Source organism: Streptomyces sp. Ag109_O5-10, assembly GCF_900105755.1.
In the GTDB taxonomy this organism is placed as follows: domain Bacteria; phylum Actinomycetota; class Actinomycetes; order Streptomycetales; family Streptomycetaceae; genus Streptomyces.
The window spans coordinates 8,259,227-8,275,731 of sequence record NZ_FNTQ01000001.1; the positions used below are offsets into that span (position 1 = coordinate 8,259,227).

The window sequence follows — 16,505 nt, forward strand, 5'->3', positions numbered from 1 at the left end:
GTCCGGTCAGGAGGCGATGATCCCGGCCAGCCGCCGGTACGAGTCCAGCAGGGCCGCACGGTCGTACGTGCTCGTGGTGACCAGCACCTCGTCGGCACCGGTCTCCTTCAGGACGGTCTCCAGTTCGTGGGCGACCTGGTCCTCGGTGCCGGCGATGTGCCCGGCGAGCCCGGACTCGTACCCGCCGCGTTCCCGCGCGGTCATCGTCCGGGCCTCGACGGCCTCGGCCGGGGGCAGCGGCGGGAACGTGCCGTGGGTGCGGGAGTACGCCGCCGACCAGGCCTCCGGGACGAGCAGCCGGCGTGCCGCCTCGGGGGTGTCGGCGACGGCGACCGTCCCGGAGATCACGACGTAGGGCTCGGCCGCCCACGGGGAGGGCCGGAAGCGGTCGCGGTAGCGCTCGATGCCCTGCCGCATCTTCTCGCGGCCCCTGAGGTCGCCGATGACCATGGGCAGCCCGGCCCGGGCCGCGATCTCCGCGCCCTCACCCATCGCCAGCACGAACGGCGGCACCCGCAGCCCCTCCGCCGGGCGGGCCCGCACCCCCGTCGGCGAGGTCCCCTCGAACCAGCCGAGCAGCTCGGCGAGCTGCGCCGCGAAGTCCTCGGCGTCGCCCTTGTCGCGTCCCAGCGCCCTGCGCACCCCGTCGGTGAAACCCACCGACCGGCCGAGCCCCATGTCGATCCGTCCCGGGTACAGCGACTCCAGCACGCCGAACTGCTCGGCCACGACGAGCGGCCGGTGGTTGGGCAGCATCACCCCGCCGGTCCCCACCCGGATGGTCCGGGTCGCGGCGGCCACGGCCGCGGCCAGCACGGTCGGCGCCGAGCCGGCGACCCCGGGCACCCCGTGGTGCTCGGACACCCAGAAGCGGTGGTAACCGAGCCCCTCCGCCTCCCGCGCCAGCGCGACCGTGTCCCGCAGCGCCTCGCCGGGCGCGTGCCCCTCGCGGGTCCGGGAGCGGTCGAGGACGGAGAACCGGGTCCGGGCGATGGTTGCGTTCACACAGGCTTCAACAGCCGCGCGGCCACGGGATTCCCGCCGGGCCGCCCCGCCCCTGGGCACCCTGGGGCCGCCGCCGGCCGAACCGCCGGGGGCGTCGCGTTCTAGGGTTGCCGGATGAGCGAGAGCAGCAAGCGCCCGATCGCCGTGTTCGACATCGACAACACCCTCGCGGACACCGCGCACCGGCAGCGGTTCCTGGAGCGCAGGCCGCGGGACTGGGACGCGTTCTTCGCGGCGGCGCGGCACGATCCGCCGATCCCCGAGGGGATCGCGCTGGCCGTGGCCGACGCGGAGGAGTGCGACATCGTCTACCTCACGGGGCGCCCCGAGCGCTGCCGCCGCGACACGCTGGACTGGCTCGCCGCCCATGGACTGCCCGAGGGGCGCGTGCACATGCGGCGCGACGCCGACCGCAGGCCCGCCCGGCACACCAAGCTGGAGATCCTGCGGCGGCTCGCGGAACGGCGTTCGGTCCGCGTCCTGGTCGATGACGACGAGCTGGTGTGCGACGCCGCCGAACGGGCCGGGTTCACCGTCGTACGGGCCCGCTGGGCCGACCGTTCGGCCGCGCTGGAGCAGGCCCAGGAGGGGGAGGGGCGGACCTGACGGTACGGCGGCGGCCCGCTTCGGCCTCTTCAGCCGTCCACGTCGATGCGGAAGCCCACCTTCAGGCCTACCTGGTAGTGCTCGATCTGCCCGTTCTCGATCTGGCCCCTGACCTGCGTGACCTCGAACCAGTCCAGGTTGCGCAGGGTCTGGTTGGCGCGTGCGACACCGTTGCGGATGGCCTGGTCGATGCCCTCGTGCGAGGTGCCGACGATCTCGGTGACCCGGTAGGTGTGGTTCGTCATCGGGAAGCTCCTCTCGTCGTCACTCCACGGTGCCGCATCCCGAAGCGGAGCGCGAGGCGTCGGTTCCGAAACGCCGACAGCCCTTGACCCTCCGTATTGGTCCATACCAAAATCCCGTACACCCGTACGGGCCCCGTGCTCGTTCCCCCCACGTCGGGCCCCTTCGCCTGTCCGCCAGACAGAACAGGAACCCCCGTGAGACATCGCCGCCCGCTTGCCCTCGTCTGTGTGTCCGCCGCCCTGCTGAGCGCCTGTGGGGTGCTGCCGGGCGAAGGGGGCGGACGCCACACGGTCACGGTCTGGCTGATGCGGAACAGCGCCTCGGCGGACTTCCTGCGCCGCTTCACCGCGGACTTCGAACGCACCCACAAGGACATCCGCCTGGACATCCGCATCCAGGACTGGACCGGCATCGTCGACAAGGTGCAGACGGCCCTGAAGAGCGGCTCCGCCGACGCGCCCGACGTCATCGAGGTCGGCAACACCCAGGTCCCGCAGTACGTCGAGGACGGCCGGCTCGCCGACCTCACCCTGGAGTCGATGCGCGACTGGGGCAAGGAGCACTGGCTGCCCGGCCTCGCCGAGCCGGGCTCGGACGACTCCCGCCAGTACGGCATCCCCTGGTACGCCGCCAACCGGGTCGTCATCTACCGCAAGGACCTGTTCAGGAAGGCCGGGATCACCGCGCCGCCGAAGACCCGCGAGCAGTGGCTGGCGGACACCGAGCAGCTCAACTCCGGGGGCGACCAGGGGATCTACCTCGCCGGACAGGACTGGTACACCCTCTCCGGGTTCATCTGGGACGAGGGCGGCGACCTCGCCCAGGAGACGGACGCCCAGTGGAAGGGTGCCCTCGACAGCCCGGCCGCGCTGCGCGGGATGGACTTCTACCGGCAACTCCAGTCCCTCGGCAAGGGACCCGTCGACGCCGACGAGGAACATCCGCCCCAGGCCCAGGTGTTCGCCGGCGGGCAGGTGGCGCAGATCGTCGCGGTGCCCGGCCTCGCCCAGTCCATCGTGCAGGAGAACCCCGAACTCAAGGGCGAGATCGGCTACTTCCCGGTGCCGGGACTCACCGCGGACCACCCCGGCGCCGTCTTCACGGGCGGCTCCGACCTCGTCGTCCCGCAGAACACCGACCGGCCCTACGACGCGACCGCCGTCGTGGGCGCGCTGACCGGCGCCAAGTGGGACACCGACCTGGCCCGCACCATGAACTACGTGCCCAACAAGACCACCCTGGCGAGTGCGGTGGCAGGAGAGGAGGGGGTCGCCGCCATGGCGGCGGGCGCAGCGCGAGGGCGGGCGACCCCCCACACCCCCGACTGGCCGGCGGTGGAGGCCGACAACCCGATCAAGGGCTACATGACCAAGGTGCTCGACGGGGCGGACCCCAAGACCGAGGCCCGCCGCGCCTCCCGCCGCATCACCGAACTACTCGCACCGGACTTCGGGTGACCGGCGCCCCGGTTCCGCAGCGCCTCGCACGGGGCGCCGGGGGTCCCCGGCCGAAGGCCGGGGGAGGAACTGCGCGACCAGCCACGACGGCCCCGCAGCCGACCGACGACACGGCAGGTCCGCCGAAGCACTCAGCGGGCCACGCTCAGCGACAGCGCGAAGCGTCCCTGCGTGTCGGTCCACCAGTGCGTCAGCTCCAGTCCCGCACCGGCCAGTTCCGCGGTCACCCCGGCCCGCCGGAACTTCGCCGACACCTCGGTGCGCAGCTCCTCGCCCGCCGCGAAGTCCACGGCCAGATCGAGCGCCGGCACCTTCACGGTCTGCGCCACCCGGGACCGCAGCCGCATCTCGATCCACTCGTTGTCCGCGTCCCACAGGGCGACATGGTCGAAGGCCTCCGGGTCGAAGTCGGCGCCCAGCTCCCGGTCCACGACGGCGAGGACGTTCTTGTTGAACTCGGCCGTCACCCCGGCCGCGTCGTCGTACGCCCGGACCAGCACCCCCTCGTCCTTGACCAGGTCGGTGCCGAGCAGCAGCGCGTCGCCGGGCGCGAGCCGCCGCCGTAGCGAGGCCAGGAACTCCGCCCGCTCGGCCGGCAGCAGGTTGCCGATCGTGCCGCCGAGGAACACCAGGAGCCGGGGCCCGGGCGTCTCGGGCAGCTCCAGGCGGCCGGTGAAGTCGGCGATCAGGGCGTGCACGGACAGCCCCGGCCGCTCCGCGACGAGCGCCTCCCCGGCCTGCGTGAGCGCGCTCTCGCTGACGTCGACCGGGACGTACACCTCCAGGCCGGTGAGCGCGTCGATGAGCAGGCGGGTCTTCTCGGAGGAACCAGAGCCCAGCTCCACCAGGGTGCGGGCACCGCTCGCGGCGGCGATCTCGCCGGACCGGGCGAGCAGGATCTCCCGCTCGGCCCGGGTCGGGTAGTACTCGGGCAGCTCGGTGATCCGCTCGAACAGCTCGCTGCCCCGGGCGTCGTAGAACCACTTGGGCGGCAGCGTCTTGGGGGTTGCGGTGAGGCCGGTCAGGACATCGGCGCGCAGCGCGGCGTCCGTCGCGTCCTCGGGAAGGGTGCGGGTGACCAGGAAGGGACTCACGTACAGGGCTCCTTAGGTGGTACCGATGCCAGGTCCTCGACCGGGTTCTCGACGGGCGTGAGGACGACGCCCGCGCGGCTCGCGGTGAGCAGCGTGCGGTCGGGGACCTCCTGCCAGCGCGGGTCGTCGTCGTACGGCTCGGAGGCGACGACGGTGCGCAGGCCGGGTTCCGCGAGGTAGTGGAGGCTGTCGCCCCAGGCGGTGGCGGTGATGGTCTCGCCGTCGGTGAGGAGGAGGTTGAGCCGGGCCGCGGGTGCTGCCCCGGCCACCTGCTGAACCGTTTCGGCAAGGGCCCGGCCCGGCTCCGTACCGGACCGCAGCCGGTGCAGGGCCAGCGCCCAGACGAACGCCGAGTCGGTGCGTGCCTCCATCGACAGCAGGTCGGCCGGGGGCAGCAGCGGGACCAGGGGCGCCATGGACCCCGGCCAGCCCGGGACCGCCCCGTTGTGGCTGAACAGCCAGCGGCCCGCGGCGAACGGCGCCGCCGCGGCCTCCGCGTCCGCGCCCGCCAGGGTCGCGTCCCGGACGGCGGCCAGCAGCGCGCCGGTGCGCACGACCCGGGCCAGGTCGGCGAAGGACTGGTCGGCCCAGATCGGCCCGGCGCGCCGGTAACGGGCCGGCTGCGGATCGTCCGGGGCGTACCAGCCGACCCCGAATCCGTCCGCGTTGACCGTCCCGTACCGCTGGAGCCGGGGTGCCCACGACTGCCGGTACAGGGAGTGCTCGGGCTCCACGAGGAGCCGCCCGAGCGGCTCCTCGGGTCCCAGGCAGGCCAGGTGACGGCACATCAGGCGGCCTCCGCCGACCGGGCGGTACGGAAACCGGAGAAGATCTGCCGCCGGATCGGGTAGTCCCAGTTGCGGAACGTCCCCCGGCAGGCCACCTGGTCCACGGCGAACGAACCGCCGCGCAGCACCTTGTACTCGGGGCCGAAGAACACCTCCGAGTACTCCTTGTACGGGAAGGCGGTGAAGCCGGGGTAGGGCAGGAAGTCGCTGGACGTCCACTCCCACACGTCTCCGATCAGCTGCCGTACGCCGAGCGGGGACTCGCCCTCCGGGTAGCTGCCGGCCGGGGCCGGGCGCAGGTGCCGCTGGCCCAGGTTGGCGTGGTGCGGCGCCGGGTCGGCGTCGCCCCACGGGTAGCGCCGGGACCGGTTCTCGCCGGGGTGGTGCCGGGCGGCCTTCTCCCACTCGGCCTCGGTGGGCAGCCGGCGCCCGGCCCAGCGGGCGTAGGCGTCCGCCTCGTACCAGCACACGTGCAGCACCGGCTCCTCGGGCGGCACGACCTCCGTGACCCCGAACCGGCGGCGCAGCCACTGACCGCCCTCCCGGTGCCAGAAGTGCGGTGCGGTGATGGAGTGCTGCCGGATGTGCGCCCAGCCTTCGGGCGTCCACCAGCGCTCCTGCTCGTAACCGCCGTCCTCGATGAACGCCAGGTACTGACCGTTGGTCACCGGCGTGGTGTCGATCCAGTACGGCGCCACCTCCCGCCGGTGCGCGGGGCGCTCGTTGTCCAGCGCCCAGGGCTCGGTGGAGGTGCCCATGGTGAACGGGCCGCCGGGGACCAGGACTTCGGGCGGCCCGGTGAACGGCGGCGCCGGAGCCGGGTCCGGGGCGGTCAGGGCCTGGGGGCCCTTGCGGAGCTGATGGGTGATCAGCATCGTCTCGTCGTGCTGCTGTTCGTGCTGCGCGATCATCCCGAAGGCGAAGCCCGCCTCCGTCAGCCGACTGCCGCGGAACGCCGCCCCCTCCAGCAGGTCCAGGGCCCGGCCGCGTACCTCGGCCGCGTACTGCCGGGCCTCGGCGGGCGGCAGCAGCGGCAGTGAGGGCCGCTCGGAGCGCGGGTGCTCGAAGGCGTCGTAGAGGCTGTCGATCTCGGGCCGCATCGCCTCCCGGCCGCCGACGTTGCGCAGCAGCCAGAGCTCCTCCTGGTTGCCGATGTGCGCGAGGTCCCAGACCAGCGGGGACATCAGCGGGGAGTGCTGGGCGGTGAGGTCGGGCCCCTCCACGCAGCTGGTGAGCAGCGTGGTGCGGTCGCGGGCCGTGGTCAGGGACTTCAGTGCCCGGTCCCGCAGGGTCTCGATATCGATGTCGACGTCGGTCTCGGTCATGCGCTGATGTCCTTCCCATGGGCGCGACCGGCCGTGCCGCGCAGTCGGTCCAGCAGATCGTCGGCCGGGCAGCGGCCCCGCAGCACGTACCGGTCCCGGTACGCCGCCACGGCGTCCACGACCTCGGGGCGCGCGCCGATCCTCGGCAGGGCATCGAGCGCGGCCGCGAAACAGGCGACGGCGGCCTCGTGCAGCTCCGGGTCGCGGAGCCCGGAGCGGGCCGCGTCGATCCACAGGGGGTTGATCGGGGCGGGCCGCGGTCCCGTCCGCTCGGCCAGCGGCTTCACCGTCCGGTACGCCGTCTCCGCGGCCTCCGGGTCGTCGAACAGCGCCGCCGTCACCGCCAGCGGCACGATCCACCCGTCGTCGCCGGGCTGCGCGTCGATCATCCGCAGCTCCAGATGACCGCGTGGCCTGACCGGCGGGAACAGCGTGGTCAGGTGGTACGCGAGATCCGCGCCGGTGGGCGGGGCGGGCGTCCTTGACCGGGTCCAGGCCCGGAAGGTCAGCCCCTCGGGGACGTCCCAGGGGCCGTCGTCCCGCCGTACGCACATCACCGGTGCGTCGAGGACGTGCCGGGCCCAGGCGGTGCGCGGATCGCCGTCCAGCGCGGGCGCGCCCGCTCGGCCCGCGCCGATCTCCATCCACAGCAGCTGCCGGGTGGAGACCCAGCCGGTGGGCCGGTTCCCGACCAGCGGGGAGTTGGCGAACGCGGCCACCAGGACCGGGCCCAGCTGATGGGCCAGCCACCAGCGCCGGATGTGGCCGAGCGGGCCCGGCTCCTCGTGGCCGGCGTCCAGGCAGACCTGGACGGACGCCGAGGAGCACATCATGTGGCGCCCCGCCGTGCCGGTCCGGTCCAGGCAGCTCTCCATCGCGTCGTAGCGCGGCTCGCGCAGGAAGCGGCGGGGGGTGTGCCAGGGATCGTGACCGACGCCCACGAGTCCGAGGTCCTGTTCGGCGAGGACCTTGCGGACGGCGTCCAGGTCGGCGGAGACGGTGCCGATGCACTCCGTGAGGGAGGCGGCGGGCGGCGAGCTGAGCTCCAGCTGGCCGCCGGGTTCGACGGTGAGCGCCGAACCCAGGGGCACCGTGCGCAGTGCGGCGTAGGCCGCTTCGAGTCGTTCGGGTGTCACCGGGAGCTGCGGCGTGCGCAGCTCGTGGACCAGCCATTCCACCTCGACCCCGAGCGTGCGGGGCGGGCCGGTCTTGAAGCAGATGCCCTTGACCAGGGCCTCCACCTCGGCTTCGGTGACAGTCGTGCGGTCGTCCGAGAAGTCGGTTCTCACCGGCCCGTCGGTACAGTCGCCGCTGTCGGATATTGAGTCGGACATGTCGGGATCCTCCTGAGATTCCACCATGCCACCGTCCCGGCCGTGGATGCGTCCGGGGCGGCATCGTCCGTACCACCCAAGACCTTCACGTCGATTCGCACAAGAGTACCTATCGGGACGTTCTAGATCGGTAACCTCTGCTTCCTTGCCGCTTCGTTGTTGCTTCCTTGCGTGTTTCCGGGCGTTTCAGACCAGCGAAACTCCGTTGCACGGCACCACCAGCATCGCCCAGGATGCGTGCATGAGCACGACGGGGGAGGCCGCGCGGGCCGCGGCCATGGCGTCCACGGGGGTGGCGCCATGAGCGCGCGCCTGCGCGGCATCGCACGGCAGACCGAGGAGATCGTGGCGGCGGGCGGCTACCGGGCGCCCGACGGCCGGGAGGTCCTGCTCGCCGCCGACATCGCGGCCGCACGGGCGGGGACGCGGCTGTACGGCCCGGAACCGGTGCCGGTCCCGACGGCCCCGGGCCCGGAGCCGGACGCCGTCTTCGAGGTCACCGGCGAGAGCAGCCTGGAGGCCGCCCGCCGCCTCGCCGACGCCCCGGTGGCCGTGCTCAACTTCGCCTCGGCCCGCAATCCGGGCGGCGGCTACCTGAACGGCGCCCAGGCGCAGGAGGAGGCCCTGTGCCGCGCCTCCGCGCTGTACACGTGCGTGCGCGAGGCCGCCGCCTACTACGACCACCACCGCGCGCACCGCGACCCCTTCTACACGGACCGCGTGATCCACTCCCCGGCCGTCCCGGTCTTCCGCGACGACCGCGGCGCGCTGCTCGCCGAGCCCTACCGCGTGGGTTTCCTCACGGCCGCCGCGCCCAACGCGGGCGTGATCCGGCGGACGGCTCCGGAGCGGACCGGTGAACTGCCGGGAGCCCTCGCCGTACGGGCCGAGAGGGTGCTGGAGGTGGCCGCAGTCCACGGCTACCGGCGACTGGTCCTCGGCGCCTGGGGCTGCGGGGTGTTCCAGAACGACCCCGCACAGGTCGCGGCCGCCTTCCGGGGACTGCTGGGCCCCGGCGGCCGGTTCGCGGGGACCTTCGCCCACGTGGTGTTCGGGGTCCTGGACCGCACACCGGGATCCGTGGTCCGGGCCGCCTTCGCGGAGACGTTCCGGACCGTCGCGCCCCGTTAGGGGCGCTGGGGGTGCCCCCGGCCGAAGGCTGCGGGAGGAACTGCGCGAACGGCCACGACGGTGCCGCGGACGGCACAGTCATGGCAGTTCCGGCGGAACGCCCTGCTCAGTTCCAGCCGTAGCGTTCGTGCAGCCGGTGGCGTACGAGGTTGAAGCGGCCCCGGTCGAGCGCGCAGGCCTCGCGGCGCATGCCGTCCTCGTGCAGCCGCAGGACGCGGTCCACGTCCACCCAGGAGTCGCGGCCCGTGCGGTCCCACGGCCCGCTGCCGATCGCCACCCATTCGCGGTCGTTGTCGTGCTGCTTGCTGGACAGCTGGACGGCGAGCAGGGTGCCGGCCGCCTCCCGGGCGACGACAAGGACCGGCCGGTCCTTGCCCCGCCCGTCGTTCTCCTCGAAGGGCACCCAGGTCCACACGATCTCACCGGGGTCGGGGTCGCCGTCGTGGGCGGGGGAGTACTCGGTGCGCACCTTGCCGACCTCGTGCGGGTCGGCCTCGGTGGTCGCGGTGGGGCCGTACCGGCCGGGGATGTTCTCGTCGTCGATAAACACAGTCACGAGGGCACCCTAAGGGGCCTCAGCCGGCCGGGGCAGGCGGGGTCCCGGTGCTGCGCAGCTCCGCCTCGATCAACTCGGCGGTCACCTCGGGGCGTTCGAGGTGCGGAAGGTGACCGGCTCCGGGGACCGGCTCGAACCGGCCCTGCGGGAAGGCCTTCGCGTAGGCGGCCCCGTACGCGGGCGTGACGATGCGGTCGCTCTCGCCCCAGATCAGCAGCACGGGCTGCCGCACCCGCCCCAGCCGGGGGAGCAGCTTCGGGTCGCTCATCCGGCCGCCGTCCGTGAGCAGCCGCATGGTCGCCATGTTGGCCTGGCGGCGGGCGAGTTCGGTGGCGGGGAGGGTGGCCGGGTCGACGTAGAAGCGGTCCGGGTCGTGCCAGGAGTGCTCGGCCTGGGCGCGCGGGTCCAGCGCGAAGAAGTCCGTGACCGGCTCGCCTTCGATGTCCGCGCCGACCGCGTTGATGAGGACCAGGCCGCTGATCACCCCGGCCGTGTCGCGTATCGCCATCTCGGCGGCGAGTCGGCCGCCCAGCGAGGAGCCGATGACCAGGACGTCGTTCAACTCCGCGTCCTGGAGCAGGTGGAGGTAGGCGACGGCGAGGTCGTCGACGCCGGTCAGCCAGTCGGGGCGGGGCGTGCCGTCCCAGCCGGGGTGGACCGGGGCGAGGGTGCGGGCCGACCCGGCGAGGCGGGCGGCGAGGCCGGCCACCGTGGCGGGGCCGCCGCCTCCGTGGAGCACGAGCACCGGGCGGCCGGAACCGGCCTCGGTCAGGGAGAGGGGAAGGTCGGGGTACACCTGGACGGTGCGGTTCGTCGTCATGCCGCCCAATCTAACTAAGGATGTTGATATAAACAAGCTTAGTCATCGGTTACAGTGGAGCCATGCACGACGACCTGCAAGTTCTCGGAAGAGCGGTGAAACAGGCCCAGTACCGCCAGCACCGGGCGATGGACAGCGCGCTCGCCGCCGTCGGCACCACCCTCGCGCAGTGGGACGCGCTGCGCGCCATCGACCGGTCGCCCGGTGCCTCGGCGCGCGAGCTGGCCGCGGCCACCTTCCAGAGCGAGCAGGCCTTCGGCACGCTGGTGGGGCGGCTGGCCGCGCAGGGGCTGGTGGAACGGCGGCCCGGCCACGGGCGGCGGATCCAGCACCACCTCACCCGCGAAGGGGAGCGGACGCTGGCGGCCGGGCACGGGGTGGCCGGCGAGGTGCTCGCCGGCTGCTTCGCCGGGCTGTCGGCCGCGGAGCGGGCGACGCTGCTGGAGCTGCTGCGGCGACTCAACGCGCAGGAATGACACGGGGATGGCCCCCAGCCGCGGCCGGGGGCCATCCCTGCGCTTCGGTGGTTCGCCGGCTGTTACTCGCCGCCCTCCTCCACCTGCACCTTCTGCGACTTCGGAGTCGTGACCCCGTTGAGGACCGGCGAAGTCACCTCCGGCGCCTGCCCGTTCTGGTTCATCGACGCGAGCAGCTGCCGGGCGAGACCGAGCCCCGTGCCGCCCATGGTGAGTGCCTTGGCGAACAACTCGGCCATGCCGTCCGCGCCGTTGAGCAGCACCATGTTGTCGACGTTGCCGAAGGCGGAGGCGCCGGCCTTGACGATCTCCGGCCAGTTCTCGGCGAGTTGCTGGGCGACGACCGCCTCCTGGTTCTCCGCGAGGGCGGCGGCACGGGCCTTGATGGACTCCGCCTCCGCGAGCCCCTTCGCCCTCGCCGCCTCGGCCTCCGCCAGACCCCTGGCCTGCGCGGCGGCCGCCTCGGCCTCACCGGTCGCCCGGGTCGCCGCCGCGGTGGCCGTACCCCGGGACCTGGTCGCCTCGGCCTCGGCACCGGCGGCCGTCTTGACCCGGGTCGCCTCGGCCGCGGCCGCCAGCTCCGTCTCCTTCGCCTTCGCCTGGGCCGCCGAGATACGCGCGTCACGCTCGGCCTCGGCCAGCGTCCGCTTCTCGTAGGCCTTGGCGTCGGCCGGCTTGCGGACATCCGCCTGGAGCTGCTGCTCGCGCCGGTGCGCCTCCAGTTCGGCGACCCGCGTCTCCTGGACCACGACCTCCTGCCGGGCGGCCGCGTCGGCGAGCGGACCCGCCTGGCGGGCCTGGGCGGCCGCCTTGTCCCGCTCGGCCTGGTAACCGGCCTGGAGGATCTCGCTGTCCCGGGTGGCCTCCGCCATCCGGGCGAACGACTGCTGCTCCGCCTCGGTGGCGAGCCGGTTCGCCTCCGCCTGCGCGATCCGCGCGTCCCGCTGCACGGCCGCCGCGTGCGGCATCGCCAGGTTCTGGATGTACCCGGTCGGATCCTCGATCTCGTGGATCTGCAGGGAGTCGACGATCAGCCCCAGCTTCTCCATCTCGGTGCCGCAGGCGGCCCGGGTCTGCCCGGTGAGCTTGTCCCGGTCGCGGATCATGTCCTCGACCGTCAACCCACCCACGATGGACCGAAGATGACCCGCGAACACGTTGTGCACCCGCTCGGACATCATCTTCTGCTGGTCCAGGAACCGGCGGCCCGCGTTGGCGATCGACACGAAGTCGTCGCCCACCTTGAAGATGACCACACCCCGCACCTTCAGCGGAATGCCCTGCTGGGTCACGCAGTCCACCGACAACTCGGTCTCGTTGAGATCCAGGGACAGCTTGCGGACCGCCTGCACGCCCGGCAGCACCAGCGTGCCGCGCCCCGTGACGATCCGGAACCCCATGCCCTCTTCGAGACCCTCGGTCCGATGCTTCGAACCGGAGATGATGAGCGCCTCGTTCGGCTCGGCGACCCGCCACATCATCTTGAACACACCGATCAGCACGAGAACGGCGAGAACCGCCACCCCCGCAACGACGCCGACAACCATCGGCATACGCCCCCTTTGAATGGTGCCCTTTCGGCACCGAACGAAGGGAGTGTGCGCCCGCGCGAGCGCCGGGTGAAGGCGCTGACGATTCCTTGTTGCAATCTTGACGCATGCGCCCCTCAGCTGGGGCTATGCCTGCTCAACTGTCGTACGCGGGCGTGACGTAGACCGTCCGCGGCGGCAGGTACTCGACCACCATCACCACCGTGCCCCGCTCGATCCGGCCGGTGCCGTCGGCGGCGTACGCGAGGAAGTGCTCCGCACCCCCGCGGACCCGGACGATCACCTCACCGACGAGCCCCGGCCCGATCACTCCGCTGACCCGCCCCACGAGCCCGACCATCGACGCATCGTCCATGGTCAGAGGGTACGGGCAGGTCAAGCGGCGGGAAAGGGACTTGCCCCGGTGGCGGGAAGCGGCCTGCGCCCCGCCCGCTCCCCGCCTGTTCCTATGCCGCCGGGGCGTCGACGGCCGGGGTCCGCGGCGGCCAGAGCTCGTGCCAGCGCAGTTCGGCCTCCAGCTGGGCGGCGACGGAGACCAGCAACGGCTCGCTGTCCGCCGGCCCCAGCAACTGCGCGCCCACCGGCAGGCCGCCCCCGACGAACCCGGCGGGCACGTTCACCCCCGGCCACCCCAGCACGTTCCACGGCCAGGCGTAGGGGCAGGCGGCGATCATCGCCCGGTCGGTGGCGAACTGGCCCAGCCCCAGCAGCGCGCCGACACGGGGCGGGGGAGCGGCCGTGGTCGGCGCGAGGATCAGGTCGTACGACGCGAAGAAGGCGCCGATCCTGCCCCGCAGGGCGGCTTCGGCGCGCCGGGCGGCCCGCAGCGGGGCCCCGCCGAGCAGCCGGCCGAGGCGGGCCGCCTCCAGGGTGCGCGGGTCGAGCAGGTCCGGGTGCGGCGCCTCGCGGACGCGCTCGGCGATCCCGGCCGTGGCGCGCGGGACGAAGGTGAGCCCGATCTGGCCGTAGGGCGGGTCGGCCTCCTCGACGGTATGACCCAACTCCGCCAGGGTCTCCGCCAGTTCGAGGACGCGGCTGCGCACCTCCGGCCGCAGACGGGCGGGGAGCGCGGTGAACGGCGGCTTGAGGGAGAGGGCGATGCGCAGCCGCCCGGGGTCCCGGCCGACCGCCTCGGTGAGCGTCACCCGGGCCGGCTGGTGCGGATCCCGCGGATGGTTCCCGCTCGCCGCGTCCAGCAGCAGGGCCGCGTCGGCGACCGTGCGGGCCAGGGTGCCGTTGACCGTGATGCCCTGGAACGACTCGCCGCGCGGCCAGGTGGAGATGCGGCCGCGCTGCGGCTTGATGCCGACGAGGTGGGTCCAGGCGGCCGGGATGCGCACGGACCCGGCGCCGTCCGAGCCGAGCGCGGCCGGCACCAGGCCCGCCGCGACGGCTGCCGCCGACCCGCCCGAGGAACCGCCCGGAGTGTGTCCGGGCTGCCACGGGTTACGGGTGGCACCGAAGGCCGGCCCCTCGGTGAACGGCCACTGCCCGAGCTCGCACGTGTTGGTCTTGCCGACGATCACGGCCCCGGCCGCGCGCAGCCGCCGTACCGCCTCCCCGTCCTCGGCCACCGGCGGGAACTCGCCCGGGCAGCCGAAAGCGGTCGGCTCGCCGGCCACGTCCGTGTCGTCCTTCACCGCGACCGGCACCCCGAGCAGCGGCCGCCGCATCCCTGCGGCCAACTCGCGGTCGGCGGCGTCCGCTTCGGCCAGGGCGGCCGTACGGCGCACGATCCGGAAGGCGTTGAGGGAGTCCTGGGTGGCCTCGATGCGCGCGAGAGTTTCCTCGACCAGCTGACGCGAGGTCAATTCGCCTGTGGCCAGGGCGTGTACGGACTGGGCGAGCCCTGCGGAACGGTCGTACGGCATACGGGGACCCACCTCCGGGGCGCATCGTTTACCGGAGAGTAACGTCGATCCGGCCCCGTCGGCACAGGTTTCGCACAGGCGGCGTCCGGCCGTGCCCCAGTCCTGCGCAAAGCATTGACGTGTACCTGGCGTGACTCCTACTTTCTGCGTCGACTTCTCGAACTCCGTTCGACATACCGGACGCATCGCCGTGTTCGGGTCTGCACGAGCACCCCGGAGAGCCGCCGTGACCACACGTCCCCCCGCTCCGTCCCGTCGCACCCTGCTGCGCGCGCTGGCCGCCCTGCCCGCCACGGCCCTTGCCCTGGGCGAGGTGCCCGGCCTGCTCGGCACGGCCGACGCGGCCGCCCCCGCGAGCGGCCACGCCAGCCGCTACACCATCGTCCCGTTCCTCAACAGCGACGACGGGACAGTGAACGTCTACCAGTCCGACGACGCCACCGACTTCCGACTCCTGCGGTCCTCGGCCTACACCCCGCCCGCCAACCGCATCCGCGACGCCAGCGTCTTCAAGCACACGGACGGCTACTACTACGTCACCTACACCACCCACACCTGGCAGGACGAGAGCACCACGATCGGCTTCGCCCGCAGCGCGGACCGGACCGACTGGACGTTCCTGTACGACTACCCGGTCCCCATCACGAACCTGTCCCGGGCCTGGGCGCCCGAGTGGTTCGTGGACGGCGACGGCAGCGTCAACGTCATCGTGTCCTGCTCGACCACCGACGACGAGTGGATCTTCACCCCGTACGTCCTGACGGCGACCGACTCCGCCCTCACGGCCTGGACCTCACCGACCGCGCTCTCCGGCATCGGCCCGAACCACATCGACACGTACATCGTGCGGATCGGCTCGACCTACCACGCCTTCACGAAGAACGAGACGGCGAAGTACATCGAGTACGGCACAGCCGCCAGTCTCCAGGGCCCCTACACGATCTCCAGGACCGGCGACTGGGCGGGCTGGGGCAGCTATCGCGAGGGCCCCTCGGTGATCCAGCTCGACAACGGCGGCTGGCGGATCTTCTTCGACGGCTACGGCGACGGCAACTACTACTGCAGCGACAGCTACGACACGTTCGCCACGTGGTCCGCGCCGACCGCCCTGCCGACCCTCTCGGGCACGGCCCGGCACTTCACGGTGATCAAGGAGACGGTGCCGAGCGGCCCGTCGGTGACGAGGAACGCGACCCGCTCCCTCCAGTCGGTCAACTACCCCACCCGGTACTGGGAGGAGGTGTCCGCCCTCCTCGACCTCCCGGTGGTGACCGGCGCCGGCGCCACCGCCGACAAGAAGGCGGCCACCTTCACGGTCGTCGCGGGCCTCGCCGACGCCGACGCCTGCTCCTTCCGCGACGTCTCCGGGAACTACCTGCGCCACTACGACTTCCGCGGCCGCTTCGACCCGGACGACGGCACGACGGCCTTCGCCCGGGACGCCACGTTCATCGCCCGCACGGGCACGGCCGACGGCTCGGTCCGCTTCGAGTCGTACAACTACCCGGGTTACTACCTGCGCCACTACGACTACCGACTCCGCGTGGACCTCTCGAACGGAACCGACCTGTTCCGGCGGGACAGTTCGTTCGTGGCGGTGGCGCCCTGGGGCTGAGCACTGCGGTGACGGGGCGTGAGTGAGTGTCAGGTCCATCATGCCTGCTCGGACGTGGTGTGCGGTAGGACGGAGCGCACGTCCGTTCAGGCTCGTCCGGGGTGGGGGCCCGCCCGCAGACTCGTCGTCATCCACTCACCGACGTGCGTGTCGGCATCCGTTCCCGGCTGCCGCCGCGTTCGTCGTGCTGTCCCGCCGTGGGACGGGCGCAGGCGGGGGTGGGGGAACGGAGGGGGATCGATGGATCAGGACATGGTCATGCGGGCGAGGGTCCAGTTGCTCAGCGCCAACCGGCGGGTGGTGGGCGGCACCGAGGGGTTGCGGATCTACCGTCTGCTGACTCAGGTCGAGCCGGAGGTGTACGGGTCGAAGCTGGCGTACGTTCTGGTCGAGGCCAGTGCGTCGCCGCTGGTGCGGGAGCTGCCCGGGCAGCGCCTGGCGCTGTTGGACGAGGCGGTCGCGGTGGCGTCGGCTCTGGACGTCGCGAACCCCTACCGGGCCAAGGTACTGGCGAAGGCGTTCGCCGCCAGGCGGGAACTCGTGGAGGCCCTCCGGGACCCGGCGGCCGCGCCCACCGCTGCCCGAAGGAGGACTGGGTGGACATCATCAACACCGGCCGCCGGACGGTGAA

17 protein-coding genes are annotated in these 16,505 nt (G+C 72.8%); 6 read left to right on the forward strand and 11 right to left on the reverse strand.

The window, feature by feature from the left end; genetic code table 11:
* Positions 1-6: 6 nt before the first annotated feature.
* Positions 7-1,005, reverse strand: a complete 999-nt coding sequence (locus BLW82_RS37605; protein WP_093506176.1) for an LLM class flavin-dependent oxidoreductase — start codon at positions 1,003-1,005, stop codon at positions 7-9.
* A gap of 114 nt (positions 1,006-1,119) precedes the next feature.
* On the opposite strand from BLW82_RS37605, the gene BLW82_RS37610 reads away from it, so the two are divergent.
* Positions 1,120-1,611 carry a phosphatase domain-containing protein gene (locus BLW82_RS37610; protein WP_093506178.1) on the forward strand — a complete coding sequence of 164 codons (492 nt, stop codon included), beginning with the start codon at positions 1,120-1,122 and terminating at the stop codon, positions 1,609-1,611.
* 29 nt (positions 1,612-1,640) lie between these two features.
* On the opposite strand, the gene BLW82_RS37615 is transcribed toward BLW82_RS37610, so the two are convergent.
* Positions 1,641-1,856: a dodecin gene (locus tag BLW82_RS37615; RefSeq protein ID WP_093506180.1), complete on the reverse strand. Its 216-nt coding sequence runs from the start codon at positions 1,854-1,856 to the stop codon at positions 1,641-1,643.
* A gap of 195 nt (positions 1,857-2,051) precedes the next feature.
* On the opposite strand from BLW82_RS37615, the gene BLW82_RS37620 reads away from it, so the two are divergent.
* Positions 2,052-3,314 (forward strand): extracellular solute-binding protein, encoded by a 1,263-nt coding sequence (locus BLW82_RS37620; protein ID WP_256216082.1) that lies wholly within the window; start codon positions 2,052-2,054, stop codon positions 3,312-3,314.
* 131 nt (positions 3,315-3,445) lie between these two features.
* Here BLW82_RS37620 and egtD read toward each other — a convergent pair whose 3' ends face one another.
* The 4 genes from egtD to egtA are packed head-to-tail and all read right to left on the reverse strand — an operon-like array spanning position 3,446 to position 7,855.
* Positions 3,446-4,408: an L-histidine N(alpha)-methyltransferase gene (gene egtD / locus BLW82_RS37625; protein ID WP_093506184.1), complete on the reverse strand. Its 963-nt coding sequence runs from the start codon at positions 4,406-4,408 to the stop codon at positions 3,446-3,448.
* Positions 4,405-5,196 (reverse strand): ergothioneine biosynthesis protein EgtC, encoded by a 792-nt coding sequence (egtC, locus tag BLW82_RS37630; protein ID WP_093506186.1) that lies wholly within the window; start codon positions 5,194-5,196, stop codon positions 4,405-4,407. Before egtC ends, egtD begins: the two co-directional genes overlap by 4 nt.
* Complete coding sequence (gene egtB / locus BLW82_RS37635) at positions 5,196-6,521, reverse strand: ergothioneine biosynthesis protein EgtB (protein WP_093506188.1); 1,326 nt, start codon at positions 6,519-6,521, stop codon at positions 5,196-5,198. The genes egtC and egtB overlap by 1 nt, the downstream gene beginning before the upstream one ends.
* Positions 6,518-7,855 carry an ergothioneine biosynthesis glutamate--cysteine ligase EgtA gene (gene egtA, locus BLW82_RS37640; RefSeq protein ID WP_093506190.1) on the reverse strand — a complete coding sequence of 446 codons (1,338 nt, stop codon included), beginning with the start codon at positions 7,853-7,855 and terminating at the stop codon, positions 6,518-6,520. Before egtA ends, egtB begins: the two co-directional genes overlap by 4 nt.
* A 300-nt stretch (positions 7,856-8,155) precedes the next feature.
* Between egtA and BLW82_RS37645 the strand changes: the two genes are divergently transcribed.
* A complete protein-coding gene (locus BLW82_RS37645) occupies positions 8,156-8,986 on the forward strand; it encodes a TIGR02452 family protein (RefSeq protein WP_177233194.1) in 831 nt (276 codons plus the stop codon).
* A gap of 106 nt (positions 8,987-9,092) precedes the next feature.
* Here the strand turns inward: BLW82_RS37645 and BLW82_RS37650 are convergent, their stop codons facing one another.
* Complete coding sequence (locus tag BLW82_RS37650; RefSeq protein ID WP_093506194.1) at positions 9,093-9,542, reverse strand: type II toxin-antitoxin system PemK/MazF family toxin; 450 nt, start codon at positions 9,540-9,542, stop codon at positions 9,093-9,095.
* Between the two features lie 19 nt (positions 9,543-9,561).
* A complete protein-coding gene (locus tag BLW82_RS37655; protein ID WP_093508479.1) occupies positions 9,562-10,362 on the reverse strand; it encodes an alpha/beta fold hydrolase in 801 nt (266 codons plus the stop codon).
* A gap of 62 nt (positions 10,363-10,424) precedes the next feature.
* Here BLW82_RS37655 and BLW82_RS37660 point away from each other — a divergent pair, with 62 nt between their 5' ends.
* Positions 10,425-10,838: a MarR family winged helix-turn-helix transcriptional regulator gene (locus BLW82_RS37660; protein ID WP_093506196.1), complete on the forward strand. Its 414-nt coding sequence runs from the start codon at positions 10,425-10,427 to the stop codon at positions 10,836-10,838.
* A gap of 62 nt (positions 10,839-10,900) precedes the next feature.
* On the opposite strand, the gene BLW82_RS37665 is transcribed toward BLW82_RS37660, so the two are convergent.
* The 3 genes from BLW82_RS37665 to BLW82_RS37675 all read right to left on the reverse strand — a co-directional run bounded on the left by BLW82_RS37665 (position 10,901) and on the right by BLW82_RS37675 (position 14,259).
* Positions 10,901-12,391: a flotillin family protein gene (locus BLW82_RS37665; protein WP_093506198.1), complete on the reverse strand. Its 1,491-nt coding sequence runs from the start codon at positions 12,389-12,391 to the stop codon at positions 10,901-10,903.
* Between the two features lie 133 nt (positions 12,392-12,524).
* A complete protein-coding gene (locus tag BLW82_RS37670) occupies positions 12,525-12,743 on the reverse strand; it encodes a hypothetical protein (RefSeq protein WP_177233195.1) in 219 nt (72 codons plus the stop codon).
* Positions 12,744-12,834: 91 nt separating this feature from the next.
* Entirely contained in the window at positions 12,835-14,259 is a 1,425-nt protein-coding gene (locus BLW82_RS37675) for an amidase (protein ID WP_093506202.1), read from the reverse strand.
* 226 nt (positions 14,260-14,485) lie between these two features.
* Between BLW82_RS37675 and BLW82_RS37680 the strand changes: the two genes are divergently transcribed.
* Positions 14,486-15,874, forward strand: a complete 1,389-nt coding sequence (locus BLW82_RS37680) for an AbfB domain-containing protein (RefSeq protein WP_093506204.1) — start codon at positions 14,486-14,488, stop codon at positions 15,872-15,874.
* Between the two features lie 240 nt (positions 15,875-16,114).
* A complete protein-coding gene (locus tag BLW82_RS37685) occupies positions 16,115-16,504 on the forward strand; it encodes a hypothetical protein (RefSeq protein ID WP_256216083.1) in 390 nt (129 codons plus the stop codon).
* Position 16,505: the final 1 nt, after the last annotated feature.